At 63.8% G+C, this 20308-nt stretch carries 17 protein-coding genes; 8 read left to right on the top strand and 9 right to left on the bottom strand.

The genetic code is table 11. From position 1 onward, the window contains the following. Window positions 1-13: 13 nt before the first annotated feature. From B7X65_RS05630 to B7X65_RS05610, 5 genes are all read left to right on the top strand, one after another. Window positions 14-841: a methyltransferase domain-containing protein gene (locus B7X65_RS05630; RefSeq protein WP_293593321.1), complete on the top strand. Its 828-nt coding sequence runs from the start codon at window positions 14-16 to the stop codon at window positions 839-841. Window positions 842-887: 46 nt separating this feature from the next. Next, on the top strand, window positions 888-1361 hold the full coding sequence (rnhA, locus tag B7X65_RS05625) for a ribonuclease HI (protein WP_293593320.1): 474 nt from the start codon (window positions 888-890) through the stop codon (window positions 1359-1361). A gap of 140 nt (window positions 1362-1501) precedes the next feature. Next, window positions 1502-2842: an efflux RND transporter periplasmic adaptor subunit gene (locus B7X65_RS05620; RefSeq protein ID WP_293593319.1), complete on the top strand. Its 1341-nt coding sequence runs from the start codon at window positions 1502-1504 to the stop codon at window positions 2840-2842. Window positions 2843-2874: 32 nt separating this feature from the next. Continuing rightward, a complete protein-coding gene (locus B7X65_RS05615) occupies window positions 2875-6024 on the top strand; it encodes an efflux RND transporter permease subunit (protein ID WP_293593318.1) in 3150 nt (1049 codons plus the stop codon). A 118-nt stretch (window positions 6025-6142) separates the two neighbouring features. Further along, window positions 6143-6637 carry a thioesterase family protein gene (locus B7X65_RS05610; RefSeq protein ID WP_293593317.1) on the top strand — a complete coding sequence of 165 codons (495 nt, stop codon included), beginning with the start codon at window positions 6143-6145 and terminating at the stop codon, window positions 6635-6637. A 15-nt stretch (window positions 6638-6652) separates the two neighbouring features. On the opposite strand, the gene B7X65_RS05605 is transcribed toward B7X65_RS05610, so the two are convergent. The 7 genes from B7X65_RS05605 to B7X65_RS05575 all read right to left on the bottom strand — a co-directional run bounded on the left by B7X65_RS05605 (window position 6653) and on the right by B7X65_RS05575 (window position 14553). Further along, a complete protein-coding gene (locus B7X65_RS05605) occupies window positions 6653-8071 on the bottom strand; it encodes a sensor histidine kinase (protein ID WP_293593316.1) in 1419 nt (472 codons plus the stop codon). Window positions 8072-8125: 54 nt separating this feature from the next. Then, entirely contained in the window at window positions 8126-9460 is a 1335-nt protein-coding gene (gene glp, locus B7X65_RS05600; RefSeq protein ID WP_293593315.1) for a gephyrin-like molybdotransferase Glp, read from the bottom strand. Continuing rightward, window positions 9457-10089 (bottom strand): molybdenum cofactor guanylyltransferase MobA, encoded by a 633-nt coding sequence (mobA, locus tag B7X65_RS05595; RefSeq protein ID WP_293593314.1) that lies wholly within the window; start codon window positions 10087-10089, stop codon window positions 9457-9459. Before mobA ends, glp begins: the two co-directional genes overlap by 4 nt. A 13-nt stretch (window positions 10090-10102) precedes the next feature. Further along, window positions 10103-11233, bottom strand: coding sequence for a GTP 3',8-cyclase MoaA (gene moaA / locus B7X65_RS05590; protein WP_293593313.1), 1131 nt, complete (start codon window positions 11231-11233; stop codon window positions 10103-10105). A gap of 78 nt (window positions 11234-11311) precedes the next feature. After that, the gene (locus tag B7X65_RS05585) at window positions 11312-12085 is read right to left on the bottom strand and encodes an SDR family oxidoreductase (RefSeq protein ID WP_293593312.1); all 774 of its coding nucleotides are present in this window, start codon (window positions 12083-12085) and stop codon (window positions 11312-11314) included. Between the two features lie 92 nt (window positions 12086-12177). Further along, window positions 12178-13611 (bottom strand): aldehyde dehydrogenase family protein, encoded by a 1434-nt coding sequence (locus tag B7X65_RS05580; protein WP_293593311.1) that lies wholly within the window; start codon window positions 13609-13611, stop codon window positions 12178-12180. 123 nt (window positions 13612-13734) lie between these two features. Further along, complete coding sequence (locus B7X65_RS05575) at window positions 13735-14553, bottom strand: metal-dependent hydrolase (RefSeq protein ID WP_293593310.1); 819 nt, start codon at window positions 14551-14553, stop codon at window positions 13735-13737. A gap of 120 nt (window positions 14554-14673) precedes the next feature. Here B7X65_RS05575 and B7X65_RS05570 point away from each other — a divergent pair, with 120 nt between their 5' ends. Next, the gene (locus B7X65_RS05570) at window positions 14674-15291 is read left to right on the top strand and encodes a TetR/AcrR family transcriptional regulator (RefSeq protein ID WP_293593309.1); all 618 of its coding nucleotides are present in this window, start codon (window positions 14674-14676) and stop codon (window positions 15289-15291) included. 48 nt (window positions 15292-15339) lie between these two features. Here the strand turns inward: B7X65_RS05570 and B7X65_RS05565 are convergent, their stop codons facing one another. Further along, a complete protein-coding gene (locus B7X65_RS05565) occupies window positions 15340-17559 on the bottom strand; it encodes a sodium-translocating pyrophosphatase (protein WP_293593308.1) in 2220 nt (739 codons plus the stop codon). Between the two features lie 232 nt (window positions 17560-17791). On the opposite strand from B7X65_RS05565, the gene ppa reads away from it, so the two are divergent. After that, window positions 17792-18337 (top strand): inorganic diphosphatase, encoded by a 546-nt coding sequence (ppa, locus tag B7X65_RS05560; protein WP_293593307.1) that lies wholly within the window; start codon window positions 17792-17794, stop codon window positions 18335-18337. A gap of 112 nt (window positions 18338-18449) precedes the next feature. On the opposite strand, the gene B7X65_RS05555 is transcribed toward ppa, so the two are convergent. Beyond that, window positions 18450-19286: an alpha/beta hydrolase gene (locus tag B7X65_RS05555; protein ID WP_293593306.1), complete on the bottom strand. Its 837-nt coding sequence runs from the start codon at window positions 19284-19286 to the stop codon at window positions 18450-18452. Window positions 19287-19564: 278 nt separating this feature from the next. On the opposite strand from B7X65_RS05555, the gene B7X65_RS05550 reads away from it, so the two are divergent. Then, entirely contained in the window at window positions 19565-20248 is a 684-nt protein-coding gene (locus B7X65_RS05550) for a hypothetical protein (protein ID WP_293593305.1), read from the top strand. Window positions 20249-20308: the final 60 nt, after the last annotated feature.

Below are 20308 nucleotides of genomic sequence, written 5' to 3'. Positions count from 1 at the left end.
CTCAGCAGTCTCGATGGGCTCTCAAATTATAGGTTTCACAAACTGGTTCAAAACCCCGCCCGGCGAGTATTTGCTGGCGTGGGAGCGTGAGCGATTCGACGAAGCCGTGGCCGACATGTTTGGCTACCATGCGCTGCAACTGGGCCTGCCCGAACTCGACGCGCTGCGCAGCAACCGCATGCCGCACAAGTGGCTGGCACTGCAGGGCACCGAGTCGGGGCTTACCGCCGGGCCAACCGAAGGCGGTGACGGCAGTCCGACCCCTGCACCTGCGGCAAGTTCCCCGCGTGTGGCCCTGATGACCCATTCGGCCGCCTTGCCCTTTCCCGAGAACAGCCTGGACCTGGTGCTGCTGCCGCACACACTGGAACTCAGCAGCGACCCCCATGCCACATTGCGCGAAGTCGAACGTGTGCTGGTGCCCGAGGGCCGCGTGGTGATCAGCGGTCTGAACCCGGCCAGCCTGTGGGGCTTGCGCCAGCGGCGCGCGCATTTTTACCGGCGCCTCGGTTACGGCGAACTTTTTTTGCCCGAAGCCGGTGAGTTCATCGGCTACTGGCGGCTGCGCGACTGGCTGCGGCTGCTCAGCTTTGAAGTCGAGTCCGGCCGGTTCGGCTGCTACCGGCCCGCCGTGAGCCGGCTTGCATCGCTGGAGCGTTTTGCCTGGATGGACAAGGCCGGCGAACGCTGGTGGCCTATTTTCGGCGCGATGTATTTTCTGGTGGCCGTCAAGCGCGTGCGTGGCATGCGCCTGCTCGAACCCAACTGGAAAACGCAGAAGGCCGCCGCGCAGGCCCCGGCGGTCATTGCCAACCAGGTACGCCGACCGGAATCCTTTTGACCACTTTTTCTTTTCCCAGACCAACAACCATGGATTCCTGCAACGCATGACTGATCTTCCGCAAACCACGGCACAACATGTGGTGATTTATACCGACGGCGCCTGCAAGGGCAACCCTGGCCCCGGCGGCTGGGGCGCGATGCTGACCAGCGGAGACACGGTCAAGGAACTGTTTGGCGGCGAACTGGGCACGACCAACAACCGCATGGAGATGATGGCGGTCATCGAAGCGCTGGCCGCGCTCAAGCGTCCCTGCCGCGTCACGCTGTACCTGGACAGCGAATACGTGCGCAAAGGCATCACCGAATGGATCAGCGGCTGGAAAGCACGCGGCTGGCGCACTGCTGCCAAACAGCCTGTGAAAAACATCGATCTCTGGCAAAAACTCGATAAGCTGATCACCAGCAGTGGCCACACCATCGAGTGGCGCTGGGTCAAGGGCCATGCCGGCGACCCCGGCAACGAACGCGCCGATGCCCTGGCCAACAAAGGTGTGGTTCTGGCCCTGTCCAGGGGCTGATCCTGCCGGCGGCGGGTGGTGGTGTCAATGTAAAGCCGGCCCCGATTTTGCTCGGGATTTCACCCCGGTGACCCGGGTGACGCAAGCTGCTGTTACATTGATCCATTGTCAGATTTTTGACCCCTCATCAACCGTTCCCCATGGCATCAAAAGCAATTTATTCTGTCGTCGCGGTGCTCGGCATTGCCGGCCTGTCCGGTGCCGCATGGTGGTACCAGAACAAGGCACCGGCCAGGGCTGCGTCGACGAGGGCATCGCAGCCGGCAGCCGGTGCGCGACCGACAGTTGAAGCCGCCAGGGTGAAAGTTGTGAAACTCGTGGATGACGCCCAGGCTGTCGGCAGCCTGCGTTCACGACGCAGCGTGGTGCTGCGCCCCGAGGTCAGCGGCCGCATCACCCAGCTCAATTTCACCGACGGCCAGCGCGTGCGCAAGGGGCAGGTGCTGGTGCAGCTTGACGACCAGCTGCCGTTGGCGCAGGTGCAGCAAAGCCTGGCCGAGTTGTCGATCGCCCAGGCCAACCAGAAGCGCAACCAGGAACTGGTCGCGCAGAACTTTGTCAGCCAGCGCTCCCTCGATGAAAGCGCCGCCAATCTGCAGGTGGCGCAGGCCAGGCTGTCGCTGGCGAGGGCCACGGCGGCCAGGCTGAAAATCGTCGCGCCCTTCGACGGCATTGCCGGCATCCGCCTGGTCAACCCCGGGGACTACCTCAAGGATGGGGCCGACATTGTCAATATTGAAGACATCGACGCGGTGTTTGTCGATTTCCGTCTGCCCGAGCGCTTTCAGAACAAGCTCAAGCGCGGCCAGACCGCCCTGGTGGACATGGACGCGCTGCCGGGCCGGACATACACAGCGGTGGTGCAGGCGATTGATCCGCTGATCGACGCCAACGGCCGCTCGGTGGCGGTGCGGGCCTGCATTGACAACCGTCAGCTGCAGTTGCGCCCCGGCATGTTTGCCCGTGTCAACGCGGTGTTCGGCGAGCGGGACAACGCCAGGGTCATTCCGGAAGAAGCGCTGGTGCCCCAGGGCGACAGGCAGTTTGTCATCAAGCTGCAGCCCGGACCGGAAGCCCAGACCTGGGTCGCGCGGCGGGTGGCGGTGCAGGTCGGTATCCGGCGGCCAGGCCAGGCGGAAATCACCAGTGGGCTGGAGCCCGGCGACATGGTGGTCACCACCGGCCAGCAACGCCTTCAGCGTGACGGCATGACCGTGCGGGTGGTGGACCTGAGCCCGCCCGCCGCCGCACGGTCGTCCAAGGGTGCGTCTGCCGCTGCGCCGGTGGCGGCGGCGGCGGCGCCTGAGGCTTCGCGCGTGCTGACGGAAAAAGCCCTGGGGGGTACCAATCCCTGCCTGGTGGGCATGCGTGAGGCGGGTCCCGCGCCTGCGGTGTCCGGAGCGACACGCGGCAGCTCCGCGCCAGCTCCGACCGAGGTCATGCCTGAAGCCAGGGCCCGGGCGACACGCAAGCCGGCCTGAGCACCAAGCCATCCCCTGACTGGACCCCTCTGATGCAACTGGCTGAAGTCTCGATACGCCGCCCGGTGTTTGCCACCGTGCTGTCCCTGCTGATCGTGCTGGTCGGCGCGGTCAGTTTCCAGCGCCTGGCGGTGCGCGAGTACCCGAAGATCGATGAGCCGGTGGTGACGGTTAGTGTGCGTTACCCCGGTGCCTCGGCCGAGGTGATCGAATCGCAGGTGACCAAGCCGCTCGAGGACTCGATTGCCGGCATCGACGCGGTGGATGTGCTGACCTCGATCAGTCGCGCCGACCAGAGCCAGATTTCCGTGCGTTTCCGTCTCGAGAAAGACGCCGATGCCGCGGCCGCCGAGGTGCGCGACCGCACCTCGCGCGTGCGCAACAAGTTGCCGCAGTCGATTGAAGAGCCGGTGATTGCCAAGGTCGAGGCCGATGCGTTTCCCGTGATCTGGCTGGCCTTCACCAGCGACAGCCTGACCCGGCTGCAGATCAACGACCTCGTCAACCGCATCGTCAAGCCACGCCTGCAAACCGTGACCGGCGTGGCCGATGTGCGCATCTTCGGTGAACGCAAATACGCGATGCGTGTCTGGCTCGATCCCCGGAAGATGGCCGCCTACCGCCTCACGACGCAGGACATCGAGGACGCCATACGTCGCAGCAACCTGGAGGTTCCCGCCGGCCGCATCGAGTCGCAGCAACGCGAGTTCAGCGTGACGTCCGAGACCGGCCTGGTGCGTCCCGAGCAGTTCGGCGAGGTGGTGATTCGCAGTGTCAATGGCTTTCCGGTCAAGGTGCGCGATGTGGCGCGTGTCGAGGAAGGTGCGGCCGACGAACGCAGCGGCGTGCGGCTCAATGGCCGCGCGGCCATCGGGGCCGGCGTGATCCGCCAAGCCACGGCCAACCCGCTGGACCTGTCGCAGGGCGTGCGCAACATGATTCCGCAGCTCAAGGCCGACCTGCCGCCGGAAGTCAACATCGACATCGCCAACGACAACTCGGTGTTCATCGACCGTTCGGTCAGGAACGTCTACACCACCATTGCCGAAGCGGTGGCCTTGGTGGCGCTGGTGATTTTTGTGTTCCTGCGCACCTTTCGCGCGTCCATCATTCCCATCATCACCATCCCGGTGAGCCTGATCGGCACCTTTGCCCTGATGGCGCTGGCGAGCTTCACCATCAACACGCTGACCCTGCTGGCGCTGGTGCTGGCCATCGGGCTGGTGGTGGACGATGCCATCGTGATGCTGGAAAACATCTTCCGCCACATCGAGGAAGGGCTGGATCCGTTTTCGGCGGCCATCAAGGGCGCGCGGGAAATCGGCTTTGCCGTGGTCACCATGACGGCGACGCTGGTGGCTGTTTACGCGCCGCTGGCCTTCACCCCGGGGCGGACCGGCCGGTTGTTTGTCGAGTTTGCGCTGGCGCTGGCCGGCGCGGTGGTCGTGTCGGGCTTTGTGGCGCTGACCCTGACGCCCATGCTGTGCGCCAAGCTGCTCAAACACAACCCGGCACCGAATGTGTTTGACCGCGGCATGGAGAGCTTCCTCAATGCGGTCTCCGACCGCTACGCCAGCGTGCTGCGCTGGGTGCTTACGCGGCGTTATCAGCCGGTGGCCGGCCAGGGCGGCGGGGTCAAGGCGTGGGTGCTGCAGGCGCGCTGGATCGTGGTGGGTGTCATGCTGGCCAGTGCGCTGGCCATTTTGCTGATCTTCCCGACCATGAAGCAGGAGCTGTCGCCGCTGGAAGACCGGGGCACCATCCTGGCCACCGTCAATGCGCCCGACGGCGCCACGCTGGACTACACCAACCGTTATGCGCAGGCGCTGGAGAAAATGGGCCAGCCCTACAAGGAGTTCGACCGGATTTTTGCCAGCGTTGGCAACCCCACCGTGTCGCAGGCCAGCGTCATCTACCGCACGGTGGACTGGGACGAACGCAAGCGCAGCACGCTGGAGATGGCACGCGAACTGCAGCCCAAGTTCGCCAGCCTGCCGGGCGTCACGGCGTTTCCGATCACGCCGCCCTCGCTGGGCCAGGGCTTTCGCGAGCGGCCGCTCAATTTTGTGATCCAGACCTCGGACAGCTACGAGAACCTGGACCGGGTGGTGGAGCAGATCCTCGCGGAGGTCGCCAAAAACCCGGGCATCCAGTCGCCGGTGTCGGACCTGCGCCTGAACAAGCCCGAGTTGCGCATCGACGTTAACCGCGACAAGGCGGCCGATCTGGGCGTCAGCGTGGAAGTGGTGGCCAAGGCGATTGAAACCATGCTGGGCGGTCGCAACGTGACGCGGTACAAGCGCGACGCCGAGCAGTACGACGTGATCGTGCAGACCGAGGCCAGCGGCCGCAGCACGCCGGAAGACATCGAGGGCATTTATGTGCGCGGCCGCAACGACGCGATGATTCCGTTGTCCAGCCTGGTCACGGTGCGCGAGGCGGTCTCGCCGCGCGAGCTCAATCACTTCGGCCAGCGGCGGGCCGCCTCCATCACCGCCAACCTGGCCCCCGATTATTCGCTGGGCCAGGCGCTGACCTTCATGAACGCGACCTCGGCCAGGGTGCTCAAGCCCGGCTACAGCACCGACCTGAACGGCACCTCGCGCGAGTTCAAGAATTCCCAGGGCGCCTTGGCCATTGTGTTTGTGCTGGCGCTGGTCTTCATTTTCCTGGTGCTGGCCGCGCAGTTTGAAAGCTTCATCGACCCGCTGGTGATCATGCTGTCTGTGCCGCTGTCGATGATAGGTGCGCTGATTGCGCTCAAGTTGTCGGGCGGCTCGCTCAACGTCTATTCGCAGATCGGGCTGATCACGCTGGTCGGGCTGATCACCAAACACGGCATCCTGATTGTCGAGTTCACGAACCAGCTGCGCGGGCAGGGCATGGACATGCTGGAGGCGCTGGTCAAGGCGTCCGCGCAGCGCCTGCGCCCCATCCTGATGACCACCGGCGCCATGGTGCTGGGCGCCTTGCCGCTGGCGCTGGCCACCGGTGCCGGCGCCGAAAGCCGCATCCAGATCGGCTGGGTGATTGTGGGTGGCATGTCGCTGGGCACGCTGCTCACCGTGTTCGTGGTGCCGACCATGTACGCGCTGTTTGCCCGCAGCAAGATTCCGGGCGCCAACAAGGCCGTGGCGAAAGAGCTGCCCGCCGACGTCCACGGCGAACTCATCGCCAAATAAGCCGGTGCCGCAACAGCACCGGCCGGCTGTTCTGTAGATTCAGCGTGTGCCGCCCTCGGTGGCGGTATCACGCCGGCTGCTTTCGTAGCCGATTCTTACTACAGACCCAGGAAAAACCATGTTGCTCAAGCAAACCAATGGACACGTCCAGCTTCAACCGAAACCCGCGCCGCTGCCGCAGCCGCAGGTAGCGGCTTCGAAAACCTTCCACCACACCATCGACATCTACCTCAAGGATTCGAACGCCTATGCCAACACTTATTTTTCGCGCTACTTCGAGTGGCAGGGTGTTTGCCGCGAGCGCTGGTTTCACCGCTGCATTTCCGCCGACATGCTGCAGGCCAGCGGTGTATTCATCACCAAGTGTGCCCACCAGGACTATGTGCACGAGACATTTCCCTTCCAGGCGGTGGAGTGCCAGCTCAATACCTTCGAGGTCAGGCACTGTTCGTTTTACCTGCTTTTCCAGTTCATGGTGGACGGCCAGCTCGTGTCCACCGGCTACCAGCAGGTGGTGTTTGCCAGCCATGACAAACGCATCCAGCGGCTGCCCGAGGACATCCTGCGCAAGGTGAGGGAGTATGAGTTGCCGACCGCCGTCCTGAAAAGCTGATCGGCGGCGCCGGTTTCACGCGGCGAGCGCTCCCGGGTGCTCGCTGCCTGGTTCGGTTGCCGGCAGTTCGGCTGGAAACTCCATGGCGAACAGGGTGTATTGCCCCTCGACCGATTCGCAGCGCATTTTCCCGCCGAAAGAAGCCATGACACGCCGGCAGAAGGCCAGCCCGATGCCGGCACCCGCGGATTTTTTGGTGGTGAAGAAGGTGTCGAATATTTTCGGCAGGGTGGACGCGGCGATGCCGGTGCCGGTGTCGACAAAGGTCAGGGTGTGAACAGGTGTGCCGGCATTGAGGGTGATGGTGATCGAGCCCTTGCCCGCCGCCTTCAGCGCATACAGCGAATTTTTCAGAAGATTGAACAGCACAAAGACAAAAAGCGGGCTGGAACCATGGAACTCGAAGTCGCCCACGACGTGGACACTGACCCGCTCGCGCTCGCCCCTGGAAAAGGGGTAGGTCTCCAGCGCCTCCGTCACGCAGTCGCCGGCCCGGTGCCGCCTGAATGTGCTGGTGTCTATCTGCTCCATCCGGGCCGAGGCCAGCATCATGTCGATCACGGCATTGGAGCGGTCCACCTGGTGCCGGATGCCGTGTGACAGGTCGGAGATTTTCTGCGAGGCCCCGGGGCTGAATGCGGACTCGCACAGTCCGTGGGACACGGCCAGCTCGTACCCCCTGCTCAGTTCGGGAAGGAATTGCGCCAGCGCTTCTGCCTGCAGACGTATGGTGGCCAGCGGCGTGCGCATTTCATGGGCCACGGTGGCGGCCACTACCACCGGGCTCATCAGGTCGTACTTCATCACGGCAACGGCGATCAGTCCCAGGCTGATGGCGATGAATACGACGCCAGGCGGGTAGAACTCGACGCCGTAGTTGCACAGGTAGTCGATGGCGGCGAAAAAGTAGATCAGCACGCTGGCAATGCAAAGCCGCAGGCGGATGCGCTGGCCTTGCGGTGCAACTTGCTGTTGCCGGAAGGTGATGTACAGGCCCCGGGAAACCACCAGCACCGTCTGCAGGACATGCAGGGGGTGGAGGATGCCGGCTTTGGGATAGTAGCCAAAGAAGTAGTGGTGGTAGCCGTCGACGATCCAGTTGGTGCCCAGATCCAGCACGGCCAGCACGGCAGCGATGGCATACGAGGTGAAGACCAGCCGGCGTTCGCCCTGGCGCTCCGAGATTTCAGTCAGGAACTGGTACAGGCTGGTCGGCAGGAAAAGGATCAGCAGGTAGCCGGCCTTGACCAGGATAGCGGCCCACTGCGTGTTGTCGACCTGGAACAATATCGCCCAGGTGGTCTGCCAGAAGACGGTGGTGATGCAGAGAATCAGGAAGCTGGTGCTGACGCGGGTAAAGCCCTTTTCCGCGACGACGTACAGCCCATACCCCAGAAACAGGGCGGACACGAGGGCGGGCATGATGGAATACATGAGGTCTCCTGGCCGCGCCGTCAGGACGGGCGGCTGCTGGTCAGGTGCACGGCTTCAGAGCACACCCTCGAACATCATGACATCGACCTCTTCGCCCACATTCACGCTGCCCTGGGCATGGTGCAGCACGATCAGGCCATTGGCCTGCGCCATGGAACTGAGCACGCCCGAGCCCTGGTTGCCGGTGGTCCTGACCTGCAGTGAACCGTCGGCGGTCGTGGACACCCAGCCGCGCTGGTACTCGGTGCGACCCGGCTTCTTGCGCATGGGCTCCAGGCTGCGGGCCTTGAGCAGCGGAGCGTCCGGGGCCGTGTTACCCATCATCTGCAGCAGGGCCGGACGCACAAAAGCCAGAAAGGTCACCATCACCGCGACCGGGTTGCCCGGCAGCCCAAAAAGAATCGCCCCGTTCGGATTGCTATTGTTTTGGAAGCTGCTTGCGCCCGCAGTCATTGGGCTGGAGGCCGATTTTTCTTGAGGGATCCGGCCCACCGCCATGGGCCGCCCGGGCCGCATGGCAATTTTCCAGAAGGCCACGTCGCCGAGCTTTTTCATCATGGCCTTGGTGTAATCGGCCTCGCCGACACTGACACCGCCGGACGTGATGATGGCGTCGGCCTGCGCCGCAGCACGCGTGAAGGCCGCCTCCAGCAGGGCCGGGTCGTCGCGCACCACGCCCATGTCGATCACCTCGCAGCCCAGCCGCGTGAGCATGCCGAACACCGTGTAGCGGTTGCTGTCGTAGACCGCACCTTCGCGCGGCGCCTCGCCCAGCGACAGGATTTCATCGCCGGTGGAAAAGTAGGCGACGCGCAGCGCCCGCCGGGTGGTCACGCTTTTCAGGCCTAAAGAGGCCACCAGCCCAAGCCGGGCGGGCGTGAGAAGCTCACCTTTTGATAGCGCCGGCCGACCCTGCATGAGGTCTTCGCCGCGCAGCCGGCGGTTGTCGCCGGGCTGCAGCAGTTGGGCGGGCAGGGTGACGGTGTCCGCCTGAACGCTGACAAATTCCTGCGGCACCACGGTGTCCAGCCCGGCCGGCATGATGGCGCCGGTCATGATCTTCACGCACTCGCCGGTGCCGACCGAGCCCTGCCAGGCTTTGCCGGCCAGCGCCGTACCGACTACCTTGAGCGTCAATGCCGTGCCTGATGCAAGCTGGCTGCCGTCGAAGGCATAACCGTCCATGGCCGAGTTGTCGTGCGGCGGCACGTCGAACGGCGACACCACGTCGGCCGCCAGCACCCGGCCCAGGGCCTCGAACAGCGGCAGTTCCACGACGTCCTGCACTGGCTCCACCAGCAGCGACAGAAACCGCAGCACATCAGCGGCGGACAGGGCCTGCGGATCGTAGCCCTGCAGTTCGGCGGCGATCTGGGCGATGCTTTTCACGGTCGCAGGGCTTCGAGCTGGTGCAACTCGGCCAGCGTGTTGGCGTTGAAGAAGGCGCGCGGGTCGTCGCCCGGCTGGTTGAAGGGCACGAGCACGGTTTTGTGCTGTGCCGTCCACGCATCGATCTTGCGCCCGCCGCTGGTGGTGAACAGCATCAGGCTTTCCAGCAGGCGGGTGTGCAGCAGGCAGAAGACCGGCTGCGCGCGCAACTGGCCGTCTTCCTCGGGGGCGGCCACCACGGCGATGTCGGCATCCTCGCGCACCATCGCCTCGGCCAGGCGGGCGACCAGGTCCTCGCTGAACAGCGGGGTGTCGCAGGGCACGGTCAGCAGGTAGGGTGTCTCGCAGCGTTCCAGCCCGGTCAGAAAGCCAGCCAGCGGACCCGAAAATTCGCCGAGCCCGGCCGCATCGGGCCAGACTGGCACGCCAAACGATTCGTAGGCCGCCAGGTTTCGGTTGGCATTGACCATCACCTCGCCGACTTGCGGCGACAGCCGCAGCAGGGTGTGCAGCGCCAGCGGCACGCCGTTGAAGCTTTGCAGCCCCTTGTCGGCGCCGCCCATGCGCGAGCCGCGTCCACCGGCAAGGATGATGCCGGTGATTTCTGCGCCGTCTATCGTGTCAATCATTTATTTGTCGGGCCTAGCCGCCTATGTAACTCATCTCGACGCGTTTTGCGTTGCTGTCTGGCATGCCGGTATCCGCAGGCAGTGCCGCACGCAGTTCCGAATAACGGTCGTCGCGGCCCTGCCAGATGTGAGCGACGGCGCCGGAAATCTGTTCGTCCGAATAGTGGCTGTCGCGCAGCAGCGCACGCAGGTCGTGGCCCTGGTGGGCGAACAGGCACAAGAACAGCTTGCCTTCGGTGGACAGGCGGGCCCGGTTGCAGTCGCCGCAAAAGGCCTTGGTCACGCTGCTGATGACACCGATTTCGCCGCCGCCGTCGGTATAACGCCAGCGTTCGGCGGTTTCGCCCAGGTAGTTGGGGTCGATGGCGTCGAGCGCAAACTCCTGCTGCAGGCGCTGGATGACTTCGGCCGAGGGCATCACCTCGTCCATGCGCCAGCCGTTGGTGGCGCCCACATCCATGTATTCGATGAAGCGCAGCACCACCCCGGAGTTGCGGAAGTGCCGGGCCATGGGCAGGATCTCGGCGTCATTGGTGCCGCGCTTGACCACCATGTTGACCTTGATGGGCGCCAGGCCCACCTTGTGCGCCACCTCGATGCCCTTGAGCACGTCGGCCACCGGAAAATCCACATCGTTCATGCGCCGGAACACCGCGTCGTCCAGCCCATCCAGGCTCACGGTGACGCGCTGCAGGCCGGCGTCTTTCAGGGCCTGGGCCTTTTTGACCAGCAGCGAACCGTTGGTCGTCAGGGTGATATCCAGCGGTTTGCCCTGCGGTGTTTCGAGCCGGGCCAGCATCCCGATCAGCACTTCCAGGTGTTTGCGCAGCAGCGGCTCGCCGCCGGTCAACCGGATTTTTTCGACACCGTGCGCGACGAAAATTTTCGTCAGGCGCGTGATCTCTTCAAAACTGAGCAGCGAGGTCTGCGGCAAAAAAGCGTAGTCCTTGTTGAAGACTTCGCTGGGCATGCAGTAACTGCAGCGGAAGTTGCAGCGGTCGGTCACGCTGATGCGCAGGTCGCGCAGCGGCCGCGCCAACCTGTCGGCCAGCAGGCCGGTGGGCGCCTGCAGCTGGGCAGGGATGTGCGGCACGCGCGCGGCGTAGCGGATGTCTGCGAGGGGAATGATTTTTTTCTCGGTCATGTGCACCTTCTTACCCGCAATTTAACGCATTGGGGCCGTGCCGGCCGTTTGGCTGCCGCTTGCCCCTGCTGACCGCGCTTAAACGCAGCGCCCGCCGTCCACCTCGATACACACGCCGCTGATGAATGCCGCTTCGTCGCTGGCCAGGTAGAGCGCGGCGTTGGCCACGTCGAGCGCCGTTGAAAAACGCCCGAGCGGAATGCTGGACAAAAATTTGGCGCGGCGCGCTTCGCCTTCGGGGCCGGTAACCGTGCCGCCGGCAAACTGGGTGGACAGCGCGGTGTCGGGGTTGAACACCGGGTTGATGCAGTTGACGCGGATGTTGTCCGGGCCGAGTTCGGCCGCCAGCGACTTCGATGTGGTGATGACGGCACCCTTGGAGCCGTTGTACCAGGTCAGGCCGGGGCGCGGACGCACGCCGGCGGTGGATGCGATGTTGATGAAGCTGCCGCCGCCCTGGGCGCGGAACACCGGCGTGGCGTGGATGGTCGAGAGGTAAATGCTTTTCACGTTGATCGCGTAGCAGCGGTCGAATTCTTCTTCGGTGGTTTCCAGCGCGGGCTGATTGCGGTGCGTCCAGCCGGCGTTGTTGACCATCACGTCGAGCTTGCCGTAACGCTGCACGGCCGCAGCCACCAGCGCCTTGACCTCGGCGGTTTTGGTCACGTCGGCCGCAAAGAAGGACGCGGTGCCTCCGGCCTTCACGATGTCGGCCACGACTTTTTCACCCAGGGCGGTGTTGATGTCGTTGACGATGACTTTCGCGCCTTCAGCGGCCAGGCGTTTGGCAATGCCTTCGCCGATGCCGCCGCCCGAACCGGTGACGATGATGGATTTGTCCTGGAGTCGCATGGTGTTTCCTTGGGTGCTATTAATTCAGTAGCTGCTGGCGCCCTATGGGAAAGGGCTGCAGCCTGTTTTTTCTTGAGAAAAGGGGGGCGGGTTCAGCCGTGCCGGATGGCGACGGTTTTCAGTGTGGTGAAGCCGTACAGCGCCTCAAAGCCTTTTTCGCGCCCATAACCCGATGACTTGACGCCGCCAAAGGGCAGCTCCACACCACCGCCGGCGCCGTAGTTGTTGATGAAGACCTGGCCGCTCTGCACACGTTTGGCCATGCGGAACTGGCGGCCGCCGTCGCGGGTCCAGATGCCGGCTACCAGACCGAACTGGGTGGCATTGGCGAGTTCGACCGCGTGGTCCTCGTCGCTGAAACTCATGGCGCACAGCACCGGGCCGAAGACCTCTTCCTGAGCCAGGCGGTGTTTCACCGGCACATCGCGCAGCAAGGTGGGGGCCTGGTAAAAACCAGTGTCCGGCGCTTCGTCGACGATCTGGCCCTGCGCGACCATGGGGATGCCTGCCACCTGCGCGTCGCTCAGAAAGTCCCAGACGCGTTGCTGCTGGGTCTGGCGGATCAGCGGTCCCACGTCCAGATCCATCGTGGCGGGACCGACGCGCAGCTTCTCGAAAGCCAGACCCAGGCGCTCCAGCAGCGGTTCATAAATGTGCTGGTCAATCAGCAGGCGTGAGCCGGCCGAACAGGTCTGGCCGGCGTTTTGCACAATCGCGTTGACGAGTGCCGGAATCGCCATGTCCAGATCGGCGTCGGCAAAAACGATTTGCGGGCTTTTGCCGCCGAGTTCCAGCGTCACCGGGCAATGGCGCTCGGCCGCCACCTGCTGGATCAGGGTGCCCACCGTCGGGCTGCCGGTGAAGCTGATGTGGTGGATGCCCTTGTGGCGGGCCAGGGCGTCACCGACCTCATGGCCGTAACCCGTCACGATGTTGATCGCACCGGCCGGAAAACCGACCTCGGCGGCCAGCTGGGCCACGCGGATCAGCGACAGGCAGGCGTCTTCGGCCGGCTTGACCACGCAGACGTTGCCGGCGGCCAGGGCGCCGCCGACGCTGCGGCCGAAAATCTGCATCGGGTAGTTCCAGGGAATGATGTGGCCGGTCACGCCATGCGGCTCGCGCCAGGTCATCACGCTGTAGCCGTCCAGATAGGGCAGGGTCTCGCCGTGCAGCTTGTCGCAGGCGCCGGCGTAGAACTCGAAATAACGCACCAGCGCGGCGGCATCGGCCTTGGCCTGCTTGGTGGGTTTGCCGCAGTCGCGCTGCTCGATCAGGGCCAGTTCGTCGGCATGTTCGGCCACCTTGCGTGACAGGGCCATCAGCAGCCGGCCACGTTCGGCTGCTGTGACCTTGTGCCAGACGGTGTGCAGGCAGTCGTGGGCGGCCTGAACCGCCGTGTCAATGTCCTGCGCGTTGCTGCGCTGGATCTCTTCGAACACCTGTCCGTCGGACGGATCGATCACAGGAATGGTTTTGCCCGAGGCGGAGCGGACCGACGCGTTGGCGATGTAATTGAGTTGCATGCATATGATTTTCCGCGAAAACGCAGGGTTCGCAAAAAATCAGGCCGGATCGGGCCGCAGCCCCCTTTTCAGGAGGGGAATACGCTATGAAATGAATAGCTGTTGAGCTACGGCTGCGCGGGCTTATGCCCCGACCGGGGTGTAGGCGCTGGTGTTGCTCGCCAGCCAGCGCGCCGACAGGTCACTGGCCTGCTGGTTGGGGTGAAAGTCGGTGCGCAGATAGTCGCGCCAGGGTTTGAAGGTCTGGCGCACCAGACCGCGCTGGCCGAACAGGAAGCCGGCGGCGCTTTTCCAGGTGCGCCACTGCCACAAGGTGCCGTCGTGCTGCAGGTTGTTGACGGTCTGGCGCAAGGTGTCGGTCAGGAACACGAAGGTGATGCGGCGGAACCACTTGATGCGCCACTCGTGGCTGCCGCCCAGTGCGGTGTACACGTCGAAGGCCGTGTTCTTGTGCTCCGACTCTTCGGCGCAATGCCACAGCCACATGGTTTTCAGGCGCGGCTCGCAGCCGTCGAGCAGGTCGTGGTTGCTCAGCATCCATTCGGCCAGAATCGCGGTGAAGTGTTCGTTGGCTGCGGTGATGGCCAGCGCATGGCGCGGGTTGGTGCCGGCCAGCAACTGCATGTTTTTTTCAGCGCGCGGCGCCCAGTCGTTGACCAGGCCCTGGTTTTCGAGGTGCTTGTTGAAGAGACCGTGAACGCGGCGATGCGTGGCCTCCTGCCCGATAAACCCCTGGACCTCCGCCTTGTACTGGTCCTGCAGTTCAGGCGACAGGGCTTTGAGGCCGTTGCGCACCGAATCGATAAAAAACTGCTCACCGACCGGAAAACTCATGGACAGCGCGTTGAAAAACGCGGTGCGAAACGCGTCGCCGCCACACCAGTGCCGCGGCAGGGGTGTCTCAAGGTCAATCAGCAGGCGGCGCACAACCAGTTCACTCATGTTTTCTCCCATGGAAACAGTTTGGTACCCGTTGGTACCAGAAAGGGAAACTATAGGGTGGCGCTGTGGTACTGTCAAGTACCGCCATGGTTTTAACTTTGTATGGAGGATGGCTGACCCATGTATTCCGAGGACATCTCCGCCGCCGGCATGGAAGCGGCCAGGGCCTATCGTTCGCGCCTGCTCGAAGGCATGGCGCACAGCGTGGCCCTGAAGGGCTACGCCGACACCACCGTGGCGGACATCGTGCGTGAAGCCGGCGTTTCCAAACGCACCTTCTACGAATGTTTTGTCACCAAGAAAGACTGCCTGATTGCGTTGTACATGGCCTCCAGCCATGGCGCGTTCAAAGTGCTCAAGGATGCGATTGACCCGACACGGGACTGGCAAACGCAGGTTGATCACGCACTCAATGCCTATCTGGGCTGCCTGGCCAGTAATCCGGCGCTGCTGCGCACCCTCTTCATTGAGATCCTCGGTTTGGGCGCGGAGGGCTTGCAGGTCAGGCGCAGGATGAACCAGGAACTGGCCGACTTTGTGGTGCAGGTTGTTCATGCCGGCCACCGGCACAGCCCTCAGGACGCTGCGTTGACGGCGGCCATGGCGATGGCCGTGGTCGGCGGCATCAATGAACTGGTGTTGCAGGCCATTGAAGGCAATCGCACAGCAGAGCTGGCAGCCCTGACACCGGCCTGCAGCACACTGGTGCGTGCAGTGCTTGCTGGGCCGCACCCATAAAAAAAGCCCGCCGAAGCGGGCCGAAGTAAAGCGTGGCTTTTTCTTCTTTTATTTCGCTGGGGTCGGCGTCGCCGCTGCCCCGGGTGCCTGGGTGGGCGCCGGTGCGGGCATGGCCGGTGCCACCGGCGTTGCAACAGGTGCGGCCGGCGCGCTCATCGCAGCGGGGGCTGCCACCGGGGTGGCCGGCGCTGCATTGGCATTGCCGCCATGGAACTTCATCATCAGCGGCACGATCAGCAGCGCCACGATGTTGATGATCTTGATCAGCGGGTTGACGGCCGGGCCGGCGGTGTCCTTGTAGGGGTCGCCCACGGTGTCGCCGGTCACGGCGGCCTTGTGCGTCTCGGAACCCTTGCCGCCGTGGTTGCCGTCTTCAATGTATTTCTTGGCGTTGTCCCAGGCACCGCCGCCGGTACACATGGAGATCGCCACGAACAGGCCGGTCACGATGGTGCCCATCAGCAGGCCGCCCAGCGCAGCGGGGCCCAGCAGCAGGCCGACCAGGATCGGCACCACCACCGGCAGCAGCGAGGGGATCATCATTTCCTTGATGGCGGCCGTTGTCAGCATGTCCACTGCCTTGCCGTATTCAGGCTTGGCCGTGCCTTCCATGATGCCCTTGATCTCGCGGAACTGGCGGCGTACCTCGACCACCACCGCACCGGCGGCGCGGCCCACGGCTTCCATGGCCATCGCACCGAACAGGTAGGGGATCAGCCCGCCGATGAACAGGCCGATGATCACCATCGGGTCGCTCAGATCAAAGCTGATGGCCTTGCCGTAGGCTTCGAGTTTGTGCGTGTAGTCGGCAAACAGCACCAGTGCGGCCAGGCCGGCGGAGCCGATGGCGTAACCCTTGGTCACGGCCTTGGTGGTGTTGCCCACCGCGTCCAGCGGGTCGGTGATGTCGCGCACGCTGCTGGGCATGTCCGCCATCTCGGCGATGCCGCCGGCGTTGTCGGTGATCGGGCCGTAGGCGTCGAGCGCCACCACGATGCCGGCCATGCTCAGCATGGAGGTTGCAGCAATCGCAATGCCGTACAGGCCGGCCAGCTGGAACGAGACCCAGATCGCGATGCAGACAAAAATCACAGGCCAGGCGGTCGAACGCATGGACACGCCGAGGCCGGCAATGATGTTGGTGCCGTGGCCGGTGGTGGAGGCTTGCGCAATATGGCGCACCGGGGCGTACTGCGTGCCGGTGTAGTACTCGGTGATCCAGACCAGCGCGCCGGTCAGCACCAGGCCCACGGCGCAGGCGCCGAACAGGGCCATCTGCGTGCCCGCCGCCTTGATGGCGTTGTCGGGCATCAGCCAGGTGGTCACGAAGTAGAAGGCAATCAGCGACAGGCCGCCGGCCACCGCCAGGCCCTTGTACAGCGCCGGCATCACGTTGGTCATGCCGGGCGAGGCTTTGACGAAGAAGCAGCCGATGATGGACGCGATGATGGAGACCGCGCCGAGCGCCAGCGGATAGACCACCGCGCTGGTGCCGGCGTTGGTGACGAGCAGGGCGCCCAGCACCATGGTGGCGATCAGCGTCACCGCGTAGGTTTCAAACAGGTCGGCAGCCATGCCGGCGCAGTCGCCCACGTTGTCGCCCACGTTGTCGGCGATCACCGCCGGGTTGCGCGGGTCGTCTTCCGGAATGCCGGCTTCGACCTTGCCCACCAGGTCGGCGCCGACGTCAGCGCCCTTGGTGAAAATGCCGCCGCCCAGGCGCGCAAAAATCGAGATCAGCGAGGAGCCGAAGGCAAAACCGATCAGCGGATTGAGCAGGTTGGCCAGGTTGGCATTGGGCGTGTAGTTGCCGTTGCCCACCAGGAACCAGTAAAAGGCCGTCACGCCCAGCAGGCCCAGGCCGACCACCAGCATGCCGGTGATCGCGCCGCCACGGAAGGCGACATCGAGGGCGGGGCCAATGCCGCGGGTGGCCGCCTGTGCGGTGCGCACGTTGGCACGCACCGAGACGTTCATGCCGATGAAGCCGCAAGCGCCCGAAAGCACGGCGCCGACGACAAAACCGATGGCACTCGGCACATCGAGGAAGATGCCGATCAAAATCGCCAGCACGACGCCGACGATGGCAATGGTTTTGTATTGACGCGCCAGGTAGGCGGCGGCGCCGGTTTGAATCGCGGCTGCAATTTCCTGCATGCGCGCGTTGCCTGCGTCCTGGGAAAGAATCCAGCTGCGGGCCCAGAAGCCGTAAGCCACGGCGGCCAGTCCGCAGACGAGCGCAAGAATAAGCGCTGGGTTGCCTGTCATAGAGAGATCTCCTACGTTGTTTTTCGCTTGGAGGAGGCGCCACGCTAGCGGTGCCCCCGCTGCGTTGCTTCCTCGTTGCTCGTGTCCTACGTAGAGACAAGACGATTGGCCAACCTTTGAAATTTAACGCCAAATCGTGACAAGTTCGCGAAGCGTCAGGTCCGAATCAGTAAAATGAGGGTAAATACTGACTGAGCCATCCACCTTTTCATTACTTCAACACAAAGAGACCATGTCCCTCGATAAAGTTACCCCCGGTAAAAACGCCCCCGACGCTTTCAACGTGATCATCGAAATCCCGATGAATGCCGACCCGGTCAAGTACGAGGTGGACAAGGAGTCCGGCGCCATTTTTGTGGACCGCTTCATGAGCACGTCCATGCATTACCCGACCAACTACGGTTATGTGCCCAAGACGCTCAGCGGTGACGGCGATCCGGTCGATGTGCTGGTGATCACGCCGGTGCCGCTGATCCCTGGTGTGGTGGTAACCTGCCGCGCCATCGGCATCCTGAAGATGACCGACGAAGCCGGCGAAGACGGCAAGGTGTTGGCCGTGCCGGTGGACAAGAAATGCTCGCTGTACACCCAGTGGCAAAAGCCCGAGGACATGAACCCGCTGCGCCTGAAAACCATTGCCCATTTCTTTGAGCACTACAAGGACCTCGAAGACGGCAAGTGGGTCAAGATCCAGGGCTGGGAAGGTCCGGACGCGGCGCGCAAGGAAATCATGGACGGTATTGCCAACTACCAGAAAGAGCATCCCGAAGCCACCTGATTTAAAGCGTTTTTTGCCTCCAGCCCTTGCCAGTCAAGCGCAGGTAGCTATCAAAAAAAGAGCGCCTGCAGTTCATGCTGCAGGCGCTCTTTTTCTTTTTGATGGGCGACGCTCAGGCGGCGCGGGCCGGGTCCGGGTAAATCAGCCCGTGCCAGAACGTGCCCTTGCGCTCAAAGGCTTGCCAGCGGCCTTCGGGTTGTGCCAGCCGGTCGGCCACGGCCCACCAGGCGCTGGGGTTCAGGCCCAGGCCGACGTGGCTGGCCACCACTTCGACGTTTTCTGTCTGCTGGTTGTCCGGCGAGGATTGCTGAATACTGCCTTGCCAGGCCACGATGCCGTCGCTGCGTGAATAAATGCTGGTGGTGGGCACCGGTGGTGCGGCGGGCAGGTCGTAGTTCTCGCTTTCCCGCGCCACCTTGCGCCCGCTGGCCAGCTCGTAGATACGCCAGGCGTTGGTAGAGCGGTGCGAGCCGGCAAACGGCGTGCCCAGGGTGATCACGCCACGCACCATATGCTGCAGCTCCTTGGCCAGTTCGCGCGCATACACGCCGCCCAGGCTCCAGCCGATCAGGCTGACCTTGCGGCCGCTGTCCTCGAACGCGCGCCGCACCTGGGCGCGTGCCGCCTCCAGCACGCCCGCGCGCGGGCCGAAGTTGAAGCCTTGTTCCCAGCCGCTGGTCTGGTAGCCCAGCGAATCGAGGTAGCGGCGCAGCGGCATGGTCGAGCCGTCGCTGGCCGACAGGCCGGGGAACACCACCACGCTGTGGCCGTCTCCGCGGGGCGCCCGGGCCAGCACGGGCCACGCGGGCAGCAACGCGCCGAATTCCCAGAAAGCGCGAAATTCCAGCGCCAGCAGCCAGGCGCTAGGCGCTGGGCCTTCGTGCGGGCTTTGTCGTGCTTTTTCGGGCGACTTTTTCTGTGCTGGAGACCGGGGTGAGGGTACTGCCATGGGGTGAGTATTGATATTGGCGTTGTTGTTCCGGATTGTTCCAGTATTGGGGCGGCAGATCGGCTTCACAAAGGGAGACTTCCCTAAAGTCGTCTCCTGCGTGACAAAGGAGGATAAATAGAGACGGGGTTTGGCGGATTTTCACCGGCGCAGCAGCCTTGGTGCTTGCTTGAGCTTGCCCCCTGTTGTTGTCGGCGTCCGGGGCCCGGGCTGTCTGGCCCGCCGGATGCGGCCCATAATTGAATTCATTCGCAGCGTCCGCAAGAAAGCCAGAAACCATGCCAACCCATATCCGCCTTCCCGGCGCCGCCTTGCTCATCGTGGTGGTGGCAGCGCTGATGGCTTGGGCCGGCTGGCACTTCTATCCTGCAACAACGACCCGCATCGAGACCACGGTGATCGCGCCCGAGGTTCCGGTCGTCATCCGTACCGAGGGTGGTTTGCTGGAAGTGGCCACGGTGATTGCCCAGGAGCGTTTCACACGCTCGGACACTCGGGAGTTCTGGGGCATCCACCTTGGCACGACGGTGTCGCACATCCAGGCACCCGTGCATTACCGTTATCACATCGCGCTGGCCCGGGAGTGGCATGTGGTGATCCGCGGCAAGACCTGTATTGTCCAGGCGCCCGCCATCAAGCCCAGCCTGCCCGTGGCCTTCGACACCTCGGCCATGCAGATGTACACCCACAACGGCTGGGCGCGCCTGAACAAGCAGGACAATCTGGCGGCGCTGGCGCAGTCGATCACGCCCGAGCTGGAAAAACGCGCGTTATCAGCCGGCTACCAGCAACTGGTGATCGAGCCGGCGCGCCAGACGGTGCGGGAGTTCGTCATGCAGTGGCTGATCAAGGAACAGAAGTGGTCACGCGAGCCGGGGTACACCGTGGAAGTGCTGTTCCCCGGGGAGGTCTTGCGAGCACGGCCGCCGGCCAGTTCGCCCAACCAGGACAGCCAGCTTTGACGGGTGGGATGGCGTCCCCCCAGGCAGACCGAGTGTTTCCTCGTTTCTGCGGACAGACGA

Origin of the sequence: Polaromonas sp. 39-63-25 (genome assembly GCF_002278925.1) — a bacterium.
Lineage (GTDB): Bacteria > Pseudomonadota > Gammaproteobacteria > Burkholderiales > Burkholderiaceae_C > Polaromonas.
This window is presented reverse-complemented; position numbering and strand designations above follow the sequence as displayed.